Origin of the sequence: Nostoc sp. C110, from assembly GCF_043099725.1 — a bacterium.
Lineage (GTDB): Bacteria > Cyanobacteriota > Cyanobacteriia > Cyanobacteriales > Nostocaceae > Nostoc > Nostoc muscorum_A.
Map to the genome: position 1 here is coordinate 248,221 of NZ_CP171142.1, position 17,637 is coordinate 265,857.

The window sequence follows — 17,637 nt, forward strand, 5'->3', positions numbered from 1 at the left end:
ACGAATGTTTTCGGAAAATGAGAGAAGAAGGATAAGTTGCCCGTACCAATAAGTTCACTTCCCAAAACAATAATATTGGTATTACAAGTGTTGATTTTGTATTTCCACCCGTGTTTTGACTATTCGACACCAGTGCAGTAACCGAAAGCTTTGGCAGATTTAATATAGACTCGCTCTAACAGGCTGACCAGTAGAGGCAGGATTTGTTGACCCCAAGGTGGAGAAATGTACCAGCACTGTTCCAAGTTTTGGACAAGGTTAGTCATACAGTCACTCCAAATAATTTGCTCTGTGCAGATATAAATAGTTGTGTTGCGAAACTAGGAGGGGCAGAATAGCCGATAATTGACCCAGCCGTAGCAGTCTCGTTGGGAAACTCATACCAACACGGAAACCCTTGCAAGATTGCAGCCCCTTCAATAGACAAAGACTTGACCGTACCATCCGGCAACCAGATATCAGCGAACTTACTACGGTTGCAGCCCTTGTGATTTGTGAAATGCGATCGCCTCCGGCGGGCGCTTGCGCCATCGCAGAATGGTATTAGCGGGCTGCGACCCTGGCTTGTACTTGGGTAACTTGCGTCCCCCAACCCGTTCAATCAACAGTGGTGTTGGCGCATTCCCGGCTAAAAATTTCTCTAAAGCTTGTTGCTGTTTAGGTAGAAGCTGTGAATCAGGCATCGCGGGGATGAGATGGGCGATACCTTCGGCACACTTCGTGAACGCCTTGTACCAACCTATTAGTTTTCTGTGAGCGGGTATTGCAACGTGAAACCCCCTACTTGCAACCAGAACTAACCGCCGTCGCGCCTGGGGTAGCCCAAAATCAGCCATGTTGACCACGCTGTAATCAACTGTGTACCCCTCTTGCTCCAAAGCATTCAGGATGATACTGAAACTCTGACTATTCTGATAGCGTGGGACATTTTCGAGAGTAAACACCCGTGGCTGCAACTGTCGGATGGCTTCTGCTACTGCGATAGCGAAGCGCCGACCTGTCGGTTCGCTGCACTCAGATCATCAGCCGTCTCAATACCCTTACCCGCCTTAGCTGTGTGAGCTTGACTGAAGTTGGCGCACACCGGGGAGGCGTGGAGGTAATCGGGGCAGCGCGGAAAACCTAAAAATCCTGACTGCGCTACTTCTTGAACTGTTAGTTGGATTATTCTACAGCCATACTCGTTAAAGTTGCGGTGATGATTGAGAGCGATGCCTTCGGCAACGTCTTCTCTACGAGACGCTACGCGAACGACGAACGCCCTGCTCAAGTCTGGTTTTGTGGGGTCGAACTCCACCGCAATGACCGGACGAATCCCGGCTTGCACCATCCCCGCTTCAATCCCACCGCCACCCGCGAAAAGTACTACAGCGATCGGAGCATCATCTGGAAGAACTGGTTTTATTTTTGTGTTATCAAAATTTTTGCAGACATCTAATTTTGGCGATGTCTTTTTGGTTTTCGCTTTTTTGATAAAGGCGATAATATCTTCCCTAGTTGCCCCCTGCTGTTGCATTAGACGAATCATTGGCACAGCACCAGGGGGAATTGAGCCGATACTTCGCCCTTTCTATACCCCGTTTATCTTCTCTTGAGAAACTTACCCAAGCGTTAAAGCAGATTTATCCTCAAATCATGAGCTTTCATCCAATTTGAACTTTCAGCCAAGCAATCGTTAGCCGAAAAAGAAGCTAATGAGAAATCTGGATTTGTGCCTGTTGCCGCTAAATGGGTAATTGAAAAGTCAAACGCTTGGGTGGAGCGATGTAAGAGTTTAGTTAAAAATTTTGACCTGACACTGGCTTGTGACAATGCCAAGCTCAAGCTTTGTTTTATCAGATTGATGCTCAAAAGAGTAACCACTACCTAGAAAAAAGATATCAAATGGGTTCTATAACTCATCAAAAAGTAAGCGATTTCTGTAGACGCAAAGATGCCTCTGGTACGGAATTTAAATGTATTTGCTAATGCTCAACTTTGTTGTTAGATAGCCCATCTTTTTGGGAAAACTAGTCTTATTAATTAGTAAATTATTATATCCCTAGATGGTTTAGAAATAATTGCCTTTACAGATCGGGAGTGGAACCGACAACAAGTTAGCTTTCCGGCAAATTCTGAAAATATAGAAATTATCTATTTGAAATAAACGCTCCGCTACCACTGATTACTCAGTACTGACCACTCTCTTATGCTAAAAAACCCTAAATTACTGAAAATCGCTCACCAAGGAATTCTCAAGCAATTCCTGATCACTTTCTTACCACTGTCCGTCCTGGTCGGGGGCGTGCTGATCATCATTCATCAGGCAGAGAGTAAAACTGAACGGGGCGCAATTTCGATCAACGAAAGCCGTAACGTTGACCTGCAAACCAAAATAGCTGCTAATGATTTCAATTTAATTAAGTCAGACTTGATGTTTTTGGCTACCCAAAACGAACTACAGTCCATACTCAACCGACCTGGGGGTACAATTGAAACACTGGAGTTGAGGCAGGCGATCGCTAAAGAGTATTTTTCCATGTCTCAGCAGAAGCAACTCTATGACCAGATTCGCTTTCTTGACACAACTGGTAAAGAAATTGTCAGAGTCAACTTTAATAAAGGTCAGCCCAGCGTTGTCCCTGACGAAAAACTGCAAGTCCAAGCAAAGCGTTACTGGTTTAAGGATACCTTACCCCTCAAATCAGGTGAGGTCTTTGTTTCGCCACTGGATCTAAATATTGAGCGGAGCAAAATTGAACAACCGCTCAAACCAATGATCCGTTTTGGCACTCCTGTATTTGATTCTCAGGGGCAAAAACGCGGCATCGTTGTGCTTAACTATCTAGGTGAGAAATTTATCCAGAATCTGCAAAAAGAAAACTCGACAACTTTAGGCGAAATGCTGCTACTCAATGCTGATGGTTATTGGCTTAAGGGATCAAAGCCAGAGAATGAGTGGGGCTTTATGTACGAAGACCGCAAAAACCAAACCTTTGCAAAAGCCTTTCCGAAAGTTTGGCAGCAGATAGCCACAACGGAGTCGGGGCAGTTCCAAACGGCTGAAGGATTATTCACCTTTAAAACCCTGTATCCTCTACTGGAAGTTCAAAAAGCTCAATCCAGTACGGGGGCGACCCGCGCCTTTGATTCCAGTCAAGAGAAGGTGGATGCCAAGTCTTACCGTTGGAAAATTTTGACTCATGTTCCCCCTGCGACCTTAAATGCGCGATCGCAAAGTTCTTTTAAGCGATTCGTGCTGTTTTATGTTGTTCTGACTGGGTTGATTGGGGTGGGTTCCTGGCTATTAGTCCTATCCCGCTTAGGACGGCAACAAACAGACACAGAACTGCAAGCAACATTCGCTGACCTGACTGCGATTATTGACAATCTAGCAGATGGGTTACTAGTAACCAACACCATTGGCCAGATCACCCGCTTTAACCCGGCGCTACTCAAAATGTTCCAGCTTGGCGACATTGATCTTAAAGGAAAAGACTATCAAGAAATTTCTCAAGTTGAAATTGCTGATTTGGTAAAACAGACCCACAAGCAGTCACGAGAAATCTTCACAGCTGAGGTCGATCTAGCAGCAGGTCGGGTTGGTCAAGCTCTAGCAACTACCATCTTTAAAGAAGCGTTTAAAGATGAGTCGAGGAAGTGGCTAGGCTCAGTGATCCTGATTCGGGATGTGACAGATGAGAAAGAGATCGATCAGATGAAAACCGATTTCATCTCTACGGTTTCCCACGAGTTGCGGACACCACTAACTTCTGTCCTCGGTTTTGCGTCGATCATTAAAGAAAAGCTGGAAACTGATGTTTTTCCAATACTTCCTACCGAAGACCGTAAACTTCAGAAAACGATTAAGCGGGTGGGTGACAATCTCAACATTATTGTGTCAGAAGCAGAACGCCTTACATCTTTGATTAACGATGTATTGGACATCGCCAAGATGGAAGCAGGTAAGGTGGAATGGCAGATGCAACCCCTCGATCCTGGCGAATTACTAGATTGGGCAACCAATTCTACCGCCGGGTTGTTTGAAACTAATGGCTTGCAGTTAGTGTGCGAGATAGAACCTGGACTGCCTCAGATACTAGGTGATCGCAATCGTCTGCTACAAGTCCTGATCAACCTGATTTCTAATGCCGTTAAGTTTACCGAATCCGGTTCTGTCATCTGCCGCGTTAAACAAGAGAACGAAGGTGTTTGCATCAGCGTCATTGACACAGGCGTTGGTATTACACCTGAAGACCAGCCAAAAGTATTTGAGAAATTCCGCCAAGTTGGCGACACCCTCACCGATAAACCCAAAGGCACAGGGCTAGGACTGCCCATCTGTAAACAAATCGTCGATCATCACGGTGGTAGAATCTGGGTGGAGAGTGAACCAGGCAAGGGTAGCATATTCTCGTTCCTCATTCCCACCTCTGCTAGCGATCGCAAAACCAGTACCAGTCTGAATCTGGATGCGCTAGTCAAACAACTTAAAGAACACGTCATCACCACAAACCCTGTGCTGAATCAAAACAGCAAAACAATTCTGATAGTAGATGATGATATCAACATTCGGGAATTGCTTCGTCAACAACTGGAAACCGAAGGCTATAATGTTCGGGAAGCGAAAGACGGCATGGATGCTATTCATCAAATAAAAATAGCCCGTCCCGACCTGATTCTGCTGGACGTGATGATGCCCCAAATCAACGGCTTCGATGTGGCAGCCGTCCTCAAAAATGATCCCCAGACCGCAGACATTCCGATCATTATTCTGTCAATTATTGAAAACAAAGAACGAGGCTACCATATTGGCATTGATCGCTATCTCACCAAGCCCATTGACACACAGAAACTCCTCAATGAAATTGGCTCATTGCTTTCCCAAGGTACTTCCAGTAAAAAGGTATTGGTTGTGGACAAAAATGCCTCAACCTTAAAAACCATATCGGATGTACTACAAACTCAGGGATACAGCGTGATTGCAGCCTCTGATCCCCAAGAATGCATCAATAAAGCTCGGTCAGCCAAACCTGACATGATCATCATCGATTCTATTTTCTCTCAAGAAGCCGACATGGTGAAAACCCTACGGTTTGAGAAGGAGTTGAAAAATGTATTTTTTATTATGCTGTCCGAACAGTAATCGCTGTGACTGGGGATTGGTCAAAAATTAGTTTAACCCAATGCCCCACTCTTCACTCCCCACTCCCTCCCAATCTTATGACTCAGAAAATTTTAATTGTTGACGATGAACCCAATATCTTGATTTTGATGGAACAAGCCCTAGAAGCATTAGAAGACGAGGGTGTTGAACTTCTAACTGCTCGAAATGGAGAAGAAGCCCTCGAAACTATTAAAACTGAAAAACCAAACCTAGTTTTTCTTGATGTGATGATGCCTAAAATGAATGGTCTGCAAGTCTGCCATATTGTAAAACACGACCTGCAAATGACTGACATCTACATTGTGATCTTGACAGCTAAGGGACAGGAATTTGATAAACAAAAAGGAATTGAGGTTGGCGCAGATTTATATTTAACTAAACCATTTCGCCCCAAAGAAGTACTTGAAAAATCAATGCAGGTGTTGGGCTTTTGAGGAAAATTTTGAATGCTTTTCACCTGCTTTCGCTTCCATTCTACCGCAGGCGATCGCATTTGATTTAGTTAGGTCTATTACTACTGAGATTAACACCAGTCAAATACTGGTTTTGGCTTGGGGCTGTTTTAGTCATGCAGCCACCTCCATGACCAAATCATCGGGTACTTCAAAAATTCCTAACTGCCCAATGTAAGGAATCGGTGTAATCTCTCGCGGATTCTCCAGCTTCCAATGGTATTGCCCAGCCATCCCCCAGCCAAAACAATTCGCAATTCGCAATTCGCAATTCGCAATTAATTTCATTGCTTGATTTTCTCTTTAACTTTTCGAGTAGATGCAACTAAGATTTTTCCGATTTCTCTAGTTTCTTGAAGTAAGGATTCAAACTTATTTTTATCAACCAATTCTGCCTCGATTAATATTTCTAACCAATATTCAGTTTCTCTTTCTTCTTTAAGCGCAATTTCTAATTTGCTTAGAAAGTCTTTATCAGATTGGGCAGATTGAGCTTCTTTAACATTTGCACCTATAGAAGTGCCACTTCGGAGTAACTGTTTAGATAATGTTCGACAGACTCCGGGTTTTTCATCTAAAAAAGTACAAGCTTTAACTATCCTTATTGCCAAAGCTTTCGTTCTATCAGCAATACTAACTTTTTGGTTCATTTCTTTTACTCCTAGTTAATAATTGCGAATTGCGAATTGCGAATTGCGAATTGTTTATTGCCCAAGACTGACGAACAGATAGCGCTTTCATGGGTTTTAATAATTAGACTTAGCCAAATTCTTAAACTGTCCAAATCGTTCATCAAACAAGAGATTAACAGTCGTCTCACTACTAAACCGACTTTTCAAAACTGAAACTTCAAAAATGCCTTTTTGGGTGGTCTGTTTGTCGTAGTAATCTTCTCGATACAAACCCAACATCACAGCAGCTTCTTGTTCAAATCCTCCAGATTCTCGAAAATCAGCTTTGGTTGGACGCTTTTCGGAGCGGGAATCAACTTCTCTTTTTAACTGCGCTAAACCCAAGACAGCGCAATTGAATTGTTTAGCGATCGCCCTGAGTTGTTTCAGGATGGAGTCGATTTCTTGCACACGGTTTTCGCCACGTTCACGGCGCATTGGTTCAATCAACTGTACATAGTCCACAATCACCAAACTGACTGAACCGCAACGAGCTTGTATATCTTGCAAATCACCCTTGATTTGTGAGGTGGTGATTACAGGGTTGTCATTTAACCAAAATGGTAACGCCATTCCCTCTGCACAAGCTTGAGCCAAAGGATTCCAGTGAGATTCCCGGAGTGCATTGCGTTTAAAAAGCAAGTCAGCAGGAACATGAGGCGCTGCCAGCCTTGAAAGAGTCTTTTTGACCATTTGTGAGGCAGACATCTCTAAAGCGAAATAAGCGGTTGTTAAGCCGCTAGCAGCAGCCCTAATACCAATATCTAATGCCCAGGTGGACTTGCCGATGCCGCCGCGACCTCCAACAACGGTCAAAGAACCGAAGGGCATCCCGCCAATTACCGAATCCAAATCATAGAATCCGGTGGGGACATTCACCTCAATCGCATCTTCACCGTTATTGGCCAATTCAATCTCGGCATAAACGTCAGGGATGATATCAGCCATTAGCTTCATCTGACAAGGTGTAGTTAATTGGCGCAACTCTAAAAGTTTTTGTTGCCCCATTTCGATGACTGAAGTGGCAGTAGTTTCAGTCAAAGGAGCATCCATCGCGTAGCGTGCCATTTGTAAAGCCGTTTGGATCACCGCCCTCAATTGCGCTTTTTCTCGAATTAACTCTGCTAAGGCATCGATGTTAACTGCTGACACGCAAGAGTTAAGCAAGGATGCAAGTTTATTTCTTCCGCCAATATTATGCAACAGTCCATGAGATTCCAGCCAACTGATGACAAACAATAAATCCGTTGGTTGCTGAGACTGGTGCAATCGCACTGCGGCTCGGTAAATGTCCTTATGCGAAGCAACGTAAAAATCTTCTGGTTGCAAAATCTTAATTACACGAGCGATCGCTTCGGGGTCAAACAAAATGCCACCGAGTACTACTTCTTCAGCTTCAATCGCCTGGGGTGGCAAGCGGTTAGGCATTGAAACTACGTTATCTGGGGCAAAATCTGGTGAAAACATCGCTTGTTCTCCTATGCTACTTTTGTAAATCGAATTCAGAAATCAGAAGTCAGAAGCCAGAATTAACAAGAAATTTCTTGTTTGAAGCGATGATTCATCCCGCAGCAGCACAAGCTTCAATTCTGAATCCTGACTGCTGGCTCCTGGCTCCTGTGTTGCTAAATCTCCGTGCCTGTCTGATTTCGGGTAGTACTGCCCTCAACTCATTAGGGGCAGCATGAGCTGTTTGTATGGCTTTTTGTTGGGCAAGGCGTTGAATTTCGGCACTATGAGCTTGGTTATAGCGCTGCATTAGGTTCGTCCACCCACCTTTGGTTTTCTCCCAGCTGTTCATGACTGCGATCGCATGATCTATTTCCTGTTGTGCAGAGCGTTTCGATTTAGTGGCTAATTCTTGTGCTAGGAAGTCCACGACTATCGGGTTGAAATTCTGGTACAAGTTATTTAGCTTTCGCTCTCCATTGCGCCAAGGTAAAACCCAGCGATTCCACTTGATTGAGTCTCTAACAAGTAGGGGCACACAATCATCACTCATAGCAGTCGGGTCTGTTAACCAAGCATCAATCAGTTCTTTCACGTTCCGGGCTGTCTTGTAGGGACAGGTTAGTTGCAGCTTATTCGATTGTTCGGATTTGTCGAACGACCCCCCCGCAATAGTTGATCCTCTTGAGGGTTTATCGGTTTGTTGCGAAGACTCGGATTTTTTTAACAACGAAGTGGGTTGTTGTGGGGTTGGTTCTTCTAGACTTGGTTTTTCTGGAATTGGTTCTTCAAGTTCAATTTCTTCCGTTGTTAAATCAAGTTCTTCTTTTTCACACACACTCTCTTGGGTGGGGGGCGCGGGTGGCGAAGCCAGGGGCGCATTGTGTGTAATCTCTGAAGTAATCTTTGAAGTAATCTCTGTATCTATTAGATCATTTTCACCTTTTCGGCAATTGGAATTTAACCTTTTCGGAAATTCCATTTTCACCTTTTCGGCAATTCCATTTTCACCTTTTCGGAAATTCACTTTTTCGTCAGAACCAGAAGCTACTTGTGTTTTGATATGTTCAGGAGCTAATGATGGAGTTTGAACTACAAGATTTAGTAGTTCAAGAAAATTCTCCCAGTCGATTCGGATATGTTTAGTTGGACTATTAGCAAATTTGTAAAGCGCAGTCACAATTAGATTTTTGGACTCTAATAACTTGATAGCTGTATCAAATTGCTTGGGTGTAATTCTGCACTCTTTCCACCAATCATCACGCTTTTTAGCCAGCCACTTGTGCCCCTCACGTTCAATTCTGAGTCGGGATTGCCCTTCATGATCCGGTAAATGCCAGTAAATGATCTGACTAAGTAAAATTCCAGCGATTAAGTCACCGCCAGCCACGTCTACATAACAACGTTTGACTTCTATCGTGTCCCTAGAACGCGATTCCCAGGCTAGAAAACTGTTTTGGTCAGAGAGCCAATTCATCTTTCTAGACCTCCTTTCATCATGTTTTCTGCTAGAATCATGGTTATATTCTCCATTCCTCAAAAATTGTGAGTTTATTCTTCCCCCGCACTGCGCTACAGGCGGGGGTTTTGCTTTATTCACGCATCAAACGGAAATTGTCTAACTTGCAGATGAAGAGGAAACTCTTCAATTTTTCCCCCTTTTTTGTCACGGGTTTTGAATCGCTGTCCCCGAAATATTGCATTCGCCCCCAACTGCTTCACAAATACGGGTGTTTTCGATTGTTGGCATTGTTGGACAATTGAATTAATCCATTCGACGTGGCATGGTCTGGAATTTGGGCCAGATTCACCACCAATAATTACTAACTGAACATCATTCAAGTAGTGAGTGATATCGCCCAAATCTTCTAACAATGGTTCAACTGACCAGAACCGAATTAAAGCCGGAATTTGAGCAAGAAATTGACTACGCTCTTCTAAAGTGCGGCGATTCTCAATCGAAGTTCCTGGCCAAATATTTAAAGGTAACTTGTCTAATCTATGAAAAGAAAGCCATTCATCCATAGATGACAGCATAATTTCTGGGCGTTTGGTGAGAATCTGAAATATTTGATTGGGAGCAACGAACATTCCGTCCAGCATTTCATGTTGCCAAAAACGCGGAACCCACTCACCAAAAACATCAGTCATTGAAGAAACGAAATGCTTCTTAGATTTCCTTTGGAATCCCCATTTCCGAATAGCTTCTGTATCTAACACTAGCTCTGGTGGTTGTCCAGAGTAGGGTTGCTTGTTTCCGCCAAAGAAAGAGTTTTGATTCAGCTTTTCGCTATAGCAATTTTTACACCCCTCTGAGATTTTTTGACACCACCAACCGCCGACTTTAGCACGGATGATATTATCTGTTAAGTCTGTCCATTCTATGTTTGTTGGCATAAACACCTCTGCAATTTGAAATTAGACAATACATTTGAAAATGGCTAATAAAACACCTTTTACTGAATACGATTCTCCTTGGAAGCAAATACTACAGTTGTATTTTCAAGACTTCATGTTGTTCTTTTTTCCCCAAGCACACAGTGAAATTGATTGGAGTCGTGGTTTTGAGTTTCTAGATCAGGAGCTACAGCAAGTAGTCCGTGATGCGGAATTAGGAAAGCGACTGATCGATAAATTGGTGAAAATTTACCGTATCGGGGGTGAAGAATCTTGGCTATTGATCCATGTCGAAGTCCAAAGCCAGGAAGAAAGCGATTTCCCGAAACGTATGTTTGTATACAACTATCGAATTTTTGACCGTTACGATCGCTCTGTTGCATCATGCGCGATACTGGGGGATGACAACATCAACTGGCGACCATCGCAGTTTGGGTACAATTTGTTTGGTTGTACGGTTGATTTTCAGTTTCCTGTAATCAAGCTGCTAGACTATCAACAAAGGTTGTTGGAGCTAGAAGCCAGTCGTAACCCCTTTGCTACGGTGGTCATGGCTCACTTGGCAGCAGTGCAAACCCGCAGTAATAGGTCGCAAAGGAAACAATCAAAACTGAATTTAGTGCGTCGGTTGTATGAGCAAGGGTTTGAACGCGAGGCTGTTGTTAACCTTTTGGCTTTTATTGACTGGATGTTGACGCTACCATTAGATTTAGAGCGAGAATTTCAACGGGAAGTAGAACAATTAGAGGCAGAACAACGTATGCAGTACGTGACATCATTTGAGCGAATTGCCCGAATGGAAGAATTGGTGGAAGCAATAAAATTAGGCTTGGAACTCAAGTTTGGCCCTGAAGCATTAAACCTAGTGCCAGAAATTTCATCGTTGGAAGACGTTGAACTATTAAGAGCAGTGAGAAATGGGATAAAAACAGCAACTACAGTCGATGAATTGCGTCAAATATACCAGTCCTCTACAACTGACAATCTGCCAGAAAATTAGCATTGAAGAATTTAATATTTAGTTTTCTAGGTTCAGTACGCTTTAAGTGCTTAAATTAGCTCTAATTAAGCACTTAACGAAGTATCTCCATCACGTTCCTCAACAGGCTGATCAAACTTCAGAGCCTCATCACCCCAACAATCCCAGCCAATTCTAGACGAACGTGCGAACATCTCCAGCTTGGTCATATCAGGACACAGCTTTTCTACAAGTTCAAAAAACTGTTCGGGCTTACGTGAATGCTCACGCCTGGGAGAGTGCAGGATGCTTGACTGGTTTGTGAGTGTCCGTCCAGCAAAAGCCTTCACATTCCCACGAACAGCCAAAGCGCAATGTTCAGTCGAATTCCGCAACCAATGACCGACACCTAGATGTGTTTTAGTGTTATCCTTGGTAACTTTTTCCCAAGTCAAAATAGTCTTGAGTTCAAATCCCCATGTTTCTAAGCAGTGTGCGGCTTCAATCATGTGATTGTTGGTGTACCAAAGCCAGAGAACTGACCCCGTGGGATTGCTTAAGTTTGGAACAGGCAATGACAGTATTTCTTCTATGTGCATTGGCTTGTAGTTAATGCGGTTTCGGTGAGTTTTATCCTGATTTCTCAGCCGATAGAACCAGGGAGGGTCAATCACGATGCACTGGTATTGACCTTCTAATGTTGTTAGTCTCATGTTTAACTCCTGTTATTTTCAAACTTGTTCTGGAAATTCAATGTGGCTTAAAGTCTGAAGTTCAACAGCTAATCCACTTAAGAAATTTTGGAGTTCGACTGTTGCCAAATCAATGGATATGTCTTTTTCTGACGTATAAATAAGTTGCTTGTGATGCCCAAAGTAAACTTCTGTACGAGTTAGGTTTTGCTCTGTATCAGTTAACAAAGTCAAAGTAAATCTTCCAAGTTTACAGAAGTAATACTGACGGCGATCGCAAGGGTTGCCTTGATGCCAAGTAATATAAGGTTTTGAATCAATGTGAGCGCTAATTGATTCAAAATCAACGTGGAAAATGTTCATCTCAGTCAGCATCTCGCCACTGTTATAGCGGTCTGTTATATGCTGCTTAATTGCTGTTACTGCTAAACCGTCAGGAATATTAATGTGAGCTTCCGATGTGATTTTTTCAACTACTGTAACTATGGCTTTCATTGTTGTTACTCTAGAGATGCAATGAGTGTTTTTGTGTGGCGATTGTTACTTATTGAGCGGCAATCGCTTTTTATTTTGATTATTAGGAATCCTGAAGTGACGACACTTTCTGGGATGTGTATTATTTGCTAGAGAAGCCCTCTTTGTAACAAATAATTTCAAAATACTGTTAGTTGCTTGACTGCATGAAAGAGAAGCTTTTAATGTTATTGGTAATATTCGATGCTTCAGCAAAAAATTCCATCTTTAGTTAGCGAACGTTCCTGTGGTGAGGGCGTTCGCTTTCACTTGGTCAGCACTGGTTCCTTTTTACTAGCGAAAGCACCTGCCTGCCTTAGCGCTGCTCCAGGACTGGGATGAGCGAAGAACTCTTTTACAGCTTTGGTCAACCCAGCCGCAACAGTCGGCTCGTGGCAAGCGTAAACATAGATGGGCTGTTGCACACCGTTAACCAATCGCGTTTCTTGGCGATCGCCCAAGTGTGGGTAGAATGTTCTCACCCATGTACCCAGGTGTCCGCGATAATGGGAGCCTTTAGTGGGAACTGTCTTGCCGAGTTCGCTCTCTGCAAAATTGACCACGCCAAGCCAGCGTTCTTCTGTGGCGGTTAGCAATTTCCTATTATGTTCAGCCAGAAGGTTCCCGGCATAGTCTTTAAATTGCTGTTCCATGTACGGGTTGAGTCTGCCACCGGTTAATTCAGCTAAAGTTTTCATTGCCAGGACAAGAGTATGCAATCGTTGTTCAACTGGGGGGAGGGCTGGTGTAGTGGGTTGTTCTTGTGGTTGAGTAGCGGGTTTTGTCCAGCCCAGAATGTCTTGCATCCAGGCACGAACACCGATACGGTTAAAAGCTTTGCATACAAGTCTGGCTTGCTGTTTGCAGTACCGCCCAGCATCAAAAGCGTAATATTCAATAACGGCAGCAACACCCATATCAGGTATTCCCTGATTCCAGGTTTCCAGTGCCGCAAGGCTAAAGCCTTGTTGTATAAGGCTTTGGGCTAATGCAGAGGGTTGCAGTGCCGCACTTAGTAACGCACGACGAAGCGAAGAATCTTGTACATCTGCAAGCCTTGCAGTTGCCCGAATGCTGGCTTTACCATGACCGTTAGAGTCAATAGTGATTTCTTGCTTTATCTGTTCAATGATTTGAATGATTTCGATTTGTGACATAATCGTTGCTCTGGTTTTTTCAAAAGTGAATAGTTGTAGTAATAATCGAAGCCATAATGAAAGTTAGTGGGCTTATAAAGTTGAGCTATTGCCAAGTAAGCTGAATATTAAATTGGTCACAATGAGTCTGAATGATTTCTTTAATGCTTACAGAACACTTTCCAAATAAATGAATCCTTTTTTGATGATTAGGATAGTAATGCCCATAGACTAATATTTGTCCTACAGCACTTTTCCATGCAGACGCTTTTTTAACTTCTATGATTTCGCGATCAGTCAAAATGTCTATTTTCCCAACTGGAGTATTGACTTCAACTACGGGATGAGACATTTTTTCAACCTTTTCGATAAGAGAAAGTTTTACTTGGTTTTCTGGAGAATACTGTCCTGCGGTAAATTCCGAATTAACCAAACCATCAAAATTTTTGTATTTGCTAAAATGCTTAATAGCTTGCCTTGCCCTTTTAGTGCAGCGTTTACCAGCTTCAAAGGCATAATATTCAAGTATTAAATAAATGACATCATCAGATATACCGTTAATGCGCCAAGAATCAATACTTATGCCTTGCAATTGGATTTTTTGTGCCAGTTTTGAAGGTTCTGAATTAAATGTATTTAAAGTTTTACAAATTGTTCCGTTACTTACTCCAGCTATTCTTTCTACTGCCCTAATACTGATTTTATTTATACTATTAGAGTCAACAGTGATTTCTTGCTTTATCTGATCGATGATTTGGGCTACTTCGATTTTTGACATAACTTTAGTTGGGTAATAGTTTTTCATTGTTGATTAGAGAGAATTAGACATTCACGCGTACCAAGCTTTGTTCACCAACCAACGAAAAGCGATTAAGTATGGTCGGTGTTTCAGCTAATTTTGGCGATACCAATTCGACAAGGTAAAACCAAAACTTATCCACAAGTACCACTCCTAAAATCAGCCGTTGTTTTGTGTCATCACCATAAGAACAAAGGATTACTTTCTGCCCTAAAATGAAAGCAGGTTTTTGCACCGTGAGAGCTTCTAATTGACCAGTCCCAATGATTTGATGTTCTGTAGCGTGAACAATTTCATCACCACAAATGATTGTATAAAGCCAACATTCATATTTCCACTGGACACCAGAACAGTAACCGAATGTTCTCGTAGTTTTCAGGTAAACTCTCTCCAGGAAATTTACCTCAACGGGCGGAATTGTTTGACCCCAAGGCGGGGAGATATACCAACTGGTTTTAAGTGCGTTAACGTAGTCAATCATGCTTTTTCCTCTGGGATTAATAACCTAAAAATCCTCGGCAATCTCCAACAGAAATCCGCGTCCAGTATTCTGTACTTGCACCAATTCTCTATCTAGCAGAGTTTGGATAACTGAATCAGAGAATTGCAACTGAAGCCGATGCAGAGGTACACAACCGCCACAAAGCTGAATTGAACGCAGCAAATGATTGGCTCTGCGGTCAAAACTGGGGTCAACCGTCTTAGGCATTTGTGAAACCTCCGGTTAATACGGCTAATTGTTGTTGCAGAATAGAAATTTGCTGTTGATAAAACTCAATCTCTGCGGTAATTTCTGAGAATAATTCTTCTGGTGTAAGCGGTTGGATTTGATCCTCTTTCAAGTACGATATTTCATCAGAATTTTTGTTAGGCATCAGCGCATAACGCCAGCCATCATCAAATTGTTCAGCTAACTCTGTACCAGAGGGATAGTAATAAAGTCCCAGGATGATGCCCTGTTGTGTACGTTGTTCCAAGTTAAAGCGAGGGTAGGACCAGTGTTGGGGGATTGAAATTGTGGGTAGCATAGATGAATAGGTGAATGAAGGGAAAATGAGAGAAGAATTCAGAAGTCAGAATTTTGGGAAGAGGTGGCAAAAAGAGGAGAAAGAAAGGCAGATTTTATTAACTTCTCCACCCTGCTCTTTGTTTCTTTAATCACTCCTGACTCCTGACTCCTGGATTCTGAATTACGCTGTGACTAACTCTGCTCTCTCCAGCAGCCGTTGCAATTTATCGCCAGTTAGCTGTTCTAAGGGTTGGTCTAAAAAATATTCATCAAAAATGGATTTACCATCAGTAGACACGTCTACCATCAACAATGAGCGCACAGCATCAAGCACCGAGTTAGAATACTGCTGCTGGACTGAATAACGCCTCTTCACCCACCAGTTACCGTTAGTGCATCCGACTTGCCCCAGTTTCACGCCGTTGTTGTAAATGCCATCATCAAGAATTTCAAACCCATAATTCTGGCACTCGTTGAAGATATGGGCCATGATTTGGTTTTCGGTCGAAGAGGAAGGCATGGGGGCAGAGGCGCAGAGGGGCAGAGGAGAAAGTTGTTGTAGGTTTTTCCCCTCTACACCCCTGCTCCCCTGCACCTCTGCTTTCTCCTGCACAGGTAATGAGCCATCTTTGTGGTGAGTGCAGATGAAGCGATCGCAACGCATTGAGGTATTGGCACGAAATACTTCTTTATCATTGACCATGACTACCCAGCGTTGCGTTAAGTGGTCATCGTCATGGCTGATGCTGGCTACCAATTTGTCATCAGCGTAATATTCGTGATGGTCAAACGAGATTTCGACTATTGTGAGGGGTTCGGGAGCAACAGCTTGGGCTTGGTCAGCGATGAAGTGGTCGAGTTCGGCTTGGGCCAGGGCTTGGTTGTCAACTTTCTGAAGCTGGGTTGATTGGTGGGTGATGATTGCGTTTACCCAGGTGTCAGCCGCTCTTTTGTCCCCGGTGGGTGTTACGCCACGTTCGGCGGCGATTCTTTTGAGATGGGGGAGGGTATAGCGTGAGAGGGCTTGCTGTGTGTAGGTTGGATGGGTCATAATTGATATTCCTGCCTCTACAGGGGTTAGGTTTTCACAAAGGGCGATCGCTTCGTTGTCCAGACGGGGGCGGTCGTCTTTTGTTATTCCTATTCTATCAACTCGGAGTAGACAAATCAACTGTTAGGCGACATTTTTTTGTAAAATAGCCAAAAGTTCAGATGGATCAATGTATACAGCCGGAAATAGCTGCTTAAAATCGGCATCAAGAGCATTGCAGATAGCCACGATTAAATCAGTTGAGACGGCCTCAGCTTTGCCTACCTCCAGCTTATGAATATACTGGTAAGTGCAAGTTACACCATTATTGTTAACTTTGTCGGCAAGGGTTCGCATGGGAATCTCACCACGTAAAGATTGTAAGCGTTTCCCCAGTTCAGAACTCCATTTTAGTCTGTCAACGGAATCGAGAGAAATCATCAGTTTACTTTTATCATTCTTACTCACATTGTAATCTCCCAGTTGACGTAAAATAGCTTGGTGACTACTACGAGTTTAAAGTTTCATCAAAGCTGGAAGAATATGAACCCACAAACTTTACAGACAGCGATAAACGGTGCAACGGATGCCTACGCCGGACTGCACCAAGCCATATATAAACTGCGACACTGTTCAGTTAACGAAGCAAAGCAACTGCTGGTGCGTAAAAATGCTGTGTTGGCGACGGCTATAGCTCGACAAATACACCTGGGGTTTTAACGCGGTAGGTAAGCTTATACCGCTTTGCTTGTGATGGACATTTTATACACGGGAATGTAGAACCAATGCCGACAAAGCAAAAAGGATGACTACCGCAGATGCAAATATATATGTAAACAAGTTAAGGAAAAACCCCAACCTCAGTAAAAGGTTTGGGGAATTAATATCAATTTAATTACATCTCTATCATGGCACAACTCGATATTCGTTCAAGTATTGTTCAGCTAGGGGTGGAATAATGACTAAACCATCCCGCAAGCGTAACAAAGCTACCTCTGCTGCATCCAATGACGGTACACCACCAGATGACCAAGACCTTGAGGATATCTCCCAGCAAGAAGACCCAGGTTCAGCAACAATTAACGTTACTGCCGTTGAAGTTCCAGAATTAACCGAGCAGGAAATTAGCGATCGCCTCCACTTGGAGCGTAGGGTAGAACGAGCGTTCTTTGAAGCAAGGAAGGCATTGACTGAGTTACGCGATCGCAGATTATCCCGGATTTCTCACAAGCAGTAAAAAATCAATTTATATGACCTGATGTGAGACATTTTTTTGATACATCATCAATTGAAATTTAGATGGGGAGATAAATTAAGTATAAATCCGTAGCTGGAAAGCTAAAATAATTCACTATTTCTTACTGGTATTAAAATCAAAATGTTCT

At 43.1% G+C, this 17,637-nt stretch carries 22 protein-coding genes and 1 pseudogene; 5 read left to right on the forward strand and 18 right to left on the reverse strand.

Translation table 11 applies throughout. The features are described from left to right. Nucleotides 1-119 precede the first annotated feature (119 nt). Genes ACFFRD_RS04040 through ACFFRD_RS04055 form a run of 4 tightly spaced genes read right to left on the reverse strand, consistent with a single transcriptional unit; the run spans nucleotide 120 to nucleotide 1,528 of the window. Nucleotides 120-266, reverse strand: a complete 147-nt coding sequence (locus ACFFRD_RS04040; RefSeq protein WP_392476460.1) for a DUF1392 family protein — start codon at nucleotides 264-266, stop codon at nucleotides 120-122. Beyond that, nucleotides 263-544 (reverse strand): DNA cytosine methyltransferase, encoded by a 282-nt coding sequence (locus ACFFRD_RS04045; RefSeq protein WP_392476767.1) that lies wholly within the window; start codon nucleotides 542-544, stop codon nucleotides 263-265. The genes ACFFRD_RS04040 and ACFFRD_RS04045 overlap by 4 nt, the downstream gene beginning before the upstream one ends. After that, entirely contained in the window at nucleotides 471-944 is a 474-nt protein-coding gene (locus ACFFRD_RS04050; RefSeq protein ID WP_392476461.1) for a DNA cytosine methyltransferase, read from the reverse strand. Before ACFFRD_RS04050 ends, ACFFRD_RS04045 begins: the two co-directional genes overlap by 74 nt. 29 nt (nucleotides 945-973) lie before the next feature. Next, the gene (locus ACFFRD_RS04055) at nucleotides 974-1,528 is read right to left on the reverse strand and encodes a hypothetical protein (protein ID WP_392476462.1); all 555 of its coding nucleotides are present in this window, start codon (nucleotides 1,526-1,528) and stop codon (nucleotides 974-976) included. Nucleotides 1,529-2,188: 660 nt separating this feature from the next. Between ACFFRD_RS04055 and ACFFRD_RS04060 the strand changes: the two genes are divergently transcribed. Both ACFFRD_RS04060 and ACFFRD_RS04065 read left to right on the forward strand, forming a co-directional pair. Then, nucleotides 2,189-5,125 carry a response regulator gene (locus tag ACFFRD_RS04060; protein ID WP_392476464.1) on the forward strand — a complete coding sequence of 979 codons (2,937 nt, stop codon included), beginning with the start codon at nucleotides 2,189-2,191 and terminating at the stop codon, nucleotides 5,123-5,125. A 77-nt stretch (nucleotides 5,126-5,202) separates the two neighbouring features. Continuing rightward, on the forward strand, nucleotides 5,203-5,580 hold the full coding sequence (locus ACFFRD_RS04065; RefSeq protein ID WP_190894307.1) for a response regulator transcription factor: 378 nt from the start codon (nucleotides 5,203-5,205) through the stop codon (nucleotides 5,578-5,580). A gap of 132 nt (nucleotides 5,581-5,712) precedes the next feature. Here the strand turns inward: ACFFRD_RS04065 and ACFFRD_RS04070 are convergent, their stop codons facing one another. The 5 genes from ACFFRD_RS04070 to ACFFRD_RS04090 all read right to left on the reverse strand — a co-directional run bounded on the left by ACFFRD_RS04070 (nucleotide 5,713) and on the right by ACFFRD_RS04090 (nucleotide 10,115). Next, nucleotides 5,713-5,886 (reverse strand): hypothetical protein, encoded by a 174-nt coding sequence (locus ACFFRD_RS04070; protein WP_392476466.1) that lies wholly within the window; start codon nucleotides 5,884-5,886, stop codon nucleotides 5,713-5,715. Then, complete coding sequence (locus tag ACFFRD_RS04075) at nucleotides 5,883-6,248, reverse strand: four helix bundle protein (protein WP_392476468.1); 366 nt, start codon at nucleotides 6,246-6,248, stop codon at nucleotides 5,883-5,885. The genes ACFFRD_RS04070 and ACFFRD_RS04075 overlap by 4 nt, the downstream gene beginning before the upstream one ends. Before the next feature lie 96 nt (nucleotides 6,249-6,344). Continuing rightward, nucleotides 6,345-7,736, reverse strand: a complete 1,392-nt coding sequence (locus ACFFRD_RS04080; RefSeq protein WP_392476470.1) for a replicative DNA helicase — start codon at nucleotides 7,734-7,736, stop codon at nucleotides 6,345-6,347. A gap of 94 nt (nucleotides 7,737-7,830) precedes the next feature. Then, entirely contained in the window at nucleotides 7,831-9,195 is a 1,365-nt protein-coding gene (locus ACFFRD_RS04085; RefSeq protein ID WP_392476472.1) for a hypothetical protein, read from the reverse strand. A gap of 119 nt (nucleotides 9,196-9,314) precedes the next feature. Then, the gene (locus tag ACFFRD_RS04090; RefSeq protein WP_392476473.1) at nucleotides 9,315-10,115 is read right to left on the reverse strand and encodes a DUF5131 family protein; all 801 of its coding nucleotides are present in this window, start codon (nucleotides 10,113-10,115) and stop codon (nucleotides 9,315-9,317) included. A gap of 40 nt (nucleotides 10,116-10,155) precedes the next feature. Here ACFFRD_RS04090 and ACFFRD_RS04095 point away from each other — a divergent pair, with 40 nt between their 5' ends. Next, nucleotides 10,156-11,115 (forward strand): cytosolic protein, encoded by a 960-nt coding sequence (locus ACFFRD_RS04095; RefSeq protein WP_392476475.1) that lies wholly within the window; start codon nucleotides 10,156-10,158, stop codon nucleotides 11,113-11,115. Nucleotides 11,116-11,180: 65 nt separating this feature from the next. Here the strand turns inward: ACFFRD_RS04095 and ACFFRD_RS04100 are convergent, their stop codons facing one another. From ACFFRD_RS04100 to ACFFRD_RS04140, 9 genes are all read right to left on the reverse strand, one after another. Next, nucleotides 11,181-11,786, reverse strand: a complete 606-nt coding sequence (locus ACFFRD_RS04100; protein WP_392476478.1) for an MT-A70 family methyltransferase — start codon at nucleotides 11,784-11,786, stop codon at nucleotides 11,181-11,183. 18 nt (nucleotides 11,787-11,804) lie between these two features. Further along, the gene (locus tag ACFFRD_RS04105; RefSeq protein WP_392476479.1) at nucleotides 11,805-12,260 is read right to left on the reverse strand and encodes a hypothetical protein; all 456 of its coding nucleotides are present in this window, start codon (nucleotides 12,258-12,260) and stop codon (nucleotides 11,805-11,807) included. 284 nt (nucleotides 12,261-12,544) lie between these two features. Continuing rightward, nucleotides 12,545-13,435, reverse strand: a complete 891-nt coding sequence (locus ACFFRD_RS04110; protein ID WP_392476480.1) for a hypothetical protein — start codon at nucleotides 13,433-13,435, stop codon at nucleotides 12,545-12,547. 85 nt (nucleotides 13,436-13,520) lie between these two features. Continuing rightward, complete coding sequence (locus tag ACFFRD_RS04115; protein ID WP_392476482.1) at nucleotides 13,521-14,192, reverse strand: hypothetical protein; 672 nt, start codon at nucleotides 14,190-14,192, stop codon at nucleotides 13,521-13,523. A gap of 43 nt (nucleotides 14,193-14,235) precedes the next feature. Further along, nucleotides 14,236-14,694, reverse strand: a complete 459-nt coding sequence (locus ACFFRD_RS04120) for a DUF1392 domain-containing protein (RefSeq protein ID WP_392476484.1) — start codon at nucleotides 14,692-14,694, stop codon at nucleotides 14,236-14,238. A gap of 24 nt (nucleotides 14,695-14,718) precedes the next feature. Further along, nucleotides 14,719-14,922: a hypothetical protein gene (locus ACFFRD_RS04125; RefSeq protein WP_392476486.1), complete on the reverse strand. Its 204-nt coding sequence runs from the start codon at nucleotides 14,920-14,922 to the stop codon at nucleotides 14,719-14,721. Continuing rightward, nucleotides 14,915-15,190, reverse strand: coding sequence for a hypothetical protein (locus ACFFRD_RS04130; RefSeq protein WP_392476488.1), 276 nt, complete (start codon nucleotides 15,188-15,190; stop codon nucleotides 14,915-14,917). The genes ACFFRD_RS04125 and ACFFRD_RS04130 overlap by 8 nt, the downstream gene beginning before the upstream one ends. Before the next feature lie 213 nt (nucleotides 15,191-15,403). Then, a complete protein-coding gene (locus tag ACFFRD_RS04135; protein WP_392476490.1) occupies nucleotides 15,404-16,273 on the reverse strand; it encodes a hypothetical protein in 870 nt (289 codons plus the stop codon). Between the two features lie 123 nt (nucleotides 16,274-16,396). After that, entirely contained in the window at nucleotides 16,397-16,720 is a 324-nt protein-coding gene (locus ACFFRD_RS04140; RefSeq protein ID WP_185583087.1) for a hypothetical protein, read from the reverse strand. A gap of 75 nt (nucleotides 16,721-16,795) precedes the next feature. Between ACFFRD_RS04140 and ACFFRD_RS04145 the strand changes: the two genes are divergently transcribed. After that, nucleotides 16,796-16,972 (forward strand): hypothetical protein, encoded by a 177-nt coding sequence (locus ACFFRD_RS04145; RefSeq protein WP_185583089.1) that lies wholly within the window; start codon nucleotides 16,796-16,798, stop codon nucleotides 16,970-16,972. A 238-nt stretch (nucleotides 16,973-17,210) separates the two neighbouring features. Continuing rightward, nucleotides 17,211-17,483: pseudogene (locus ACFFRD_RS04150) on the forward strand (hypothetical protein); the annotation flags it as partial. Nucleotides 17,484-17,637: the final 154 nt, after the last annotated feature.

What these genes read in the sequence shown, in the direction of transcription:
- ACFFRD_RS04060 (WP_392476464.1), top strand. Translation starts at nt 2,189, where the DNA reads ATGCTAAAAAACCCTAAATTACTGAAAATCGCTCACCAAGGAATTCTC.
- ACFFRD_RS04110 (WP_392476480.1), bottom strand. Translation starts at nt 13,435, where the DNA reads ATGTCACAAATCGAAATCATTCAAATCATTGAACAGATAAAGCAAGAA.
- ACFFRD_RS04135 (WP_392476490.1), bottom strand. Translation starts at nt 16,273, where the DNA reads ATGACCCATCCAACCTACACACAGCAAGCCCTCTCACGCTATACCCTC.
- ACFFRD_RS04075 (WP_392476468.1), bottom strand. Translation starts at nt 6,248, where the DNA reads ATGAACCAAAAAGTTAGTATTGCTGATAGAACGAAAGCTTTGGCAATA.
- ACFFRD_RS04145 (WP_185583089.1), top strand. Translation starts at nt 16,796, where the DNA reads ATGAACCCACAAACTTTACAGACAGCGATAAACGGTGCAACGGATGCC.
- ACFFRD_RS04115 (WP_392476482.1), bottom strand. Translation starts at nt 14,192, where the DNA reads ATGTCAAAAATCGAAGTAGCCCAAATCATCGATCAGATAAAGCAAGAA.
- ACFFRD_RS04095 (WP_392476475.1), top strand. Translation starts at nt 10,156, where the DNA reads ATGGCTAATAAAACACCTTTTACTGAATACGATTCTCCTTGGAAGCAA.
- ACFFRD_RS04100 (WP_392476478.1), bottom strand. Translation starts at nt 11,786, where the DNA reads ATGAGACTAACAACATTAGAAGGTCAATACCAGTGCATCGTGATTGAC.
- ACFFRD_RS04080 (WP_392476470.1), bottom strand. Translation starts at nt 7,736, where the DNA reads ATGTTTTCACCAGATTTTGCCCCAGATAACGTAGTTTCAATGCCTAAC.
- ACFFRD_RS04055 (WP_392476462.1), bottom strand. Translation starts at nt 1,528, where the DNA reads ATGATTCGTCTAATGCAACAGCAGGGGGCAACTAGGGAAGATATTATC.
- ACFFRD_RS04065 (WP_190894307.1), top strand. Translation starts at nt 5,203, where the DNA reads ATGACTCAGAAAATTTTAATTGTTGACGATGAACCCAATATCTTGATT.
- ACFFRD_RS04070 (WP_392476466.1), bottom strand. Translation starts at nt 5,886, where the DNA reads ATGAAATTAATTGCGAATTGCGAATTGCGAATTGCGAATTGTTTTGGC.
- ACFFRD_RS04085 (WP_392476472.1), bottom strand. Translation starts at nt 9,195, where the DNA reads ATGAATTGGCTCTCTGACCAAAACAGTTTTCTAGCCTGGGAATCGCGT.
- ACFFRD_RS04090 (WP_392476473.1), bottom strand. Translation starts at nt 10,115, where the DNA reads ATGCCAACAAACATAGAATGGACAGACTTAACAGATAATATCATCCGT.
- ACFFRD_RS04120 (WP_392476484.1), bottom strand. Translation starts at nt 14,694, where the DNA reads ATGATTGACTACGTTAACGCACTTAAAACCAGTTGGTATATCTCCCCG.
- ACFFRD_RS04105 (WP_392476479.1), bottom strand. Translation starts at nt 12,260, where the DNA reads ATGAAAGCCATAGTTACAGTAGTTGAAAAAATCACATCGGAAGCTCAC.
- ACFFRD_RS04040 (WP_392476460.1), bottom strand. Translation starts at nt 266, where the DNA reads ATGACTAACCTTGTCCAAAACTTGGAACAGTGCTGGTACATTTCTCCA.
- ACFFRD_RS04125 (WP_392476486.1), bottom strand. Translation starts at nt 14,922, where the DNA reads ATGCCTAAGACGGTTGACCCCAGTTTTGACCGCAGAGCCAATCATTTG.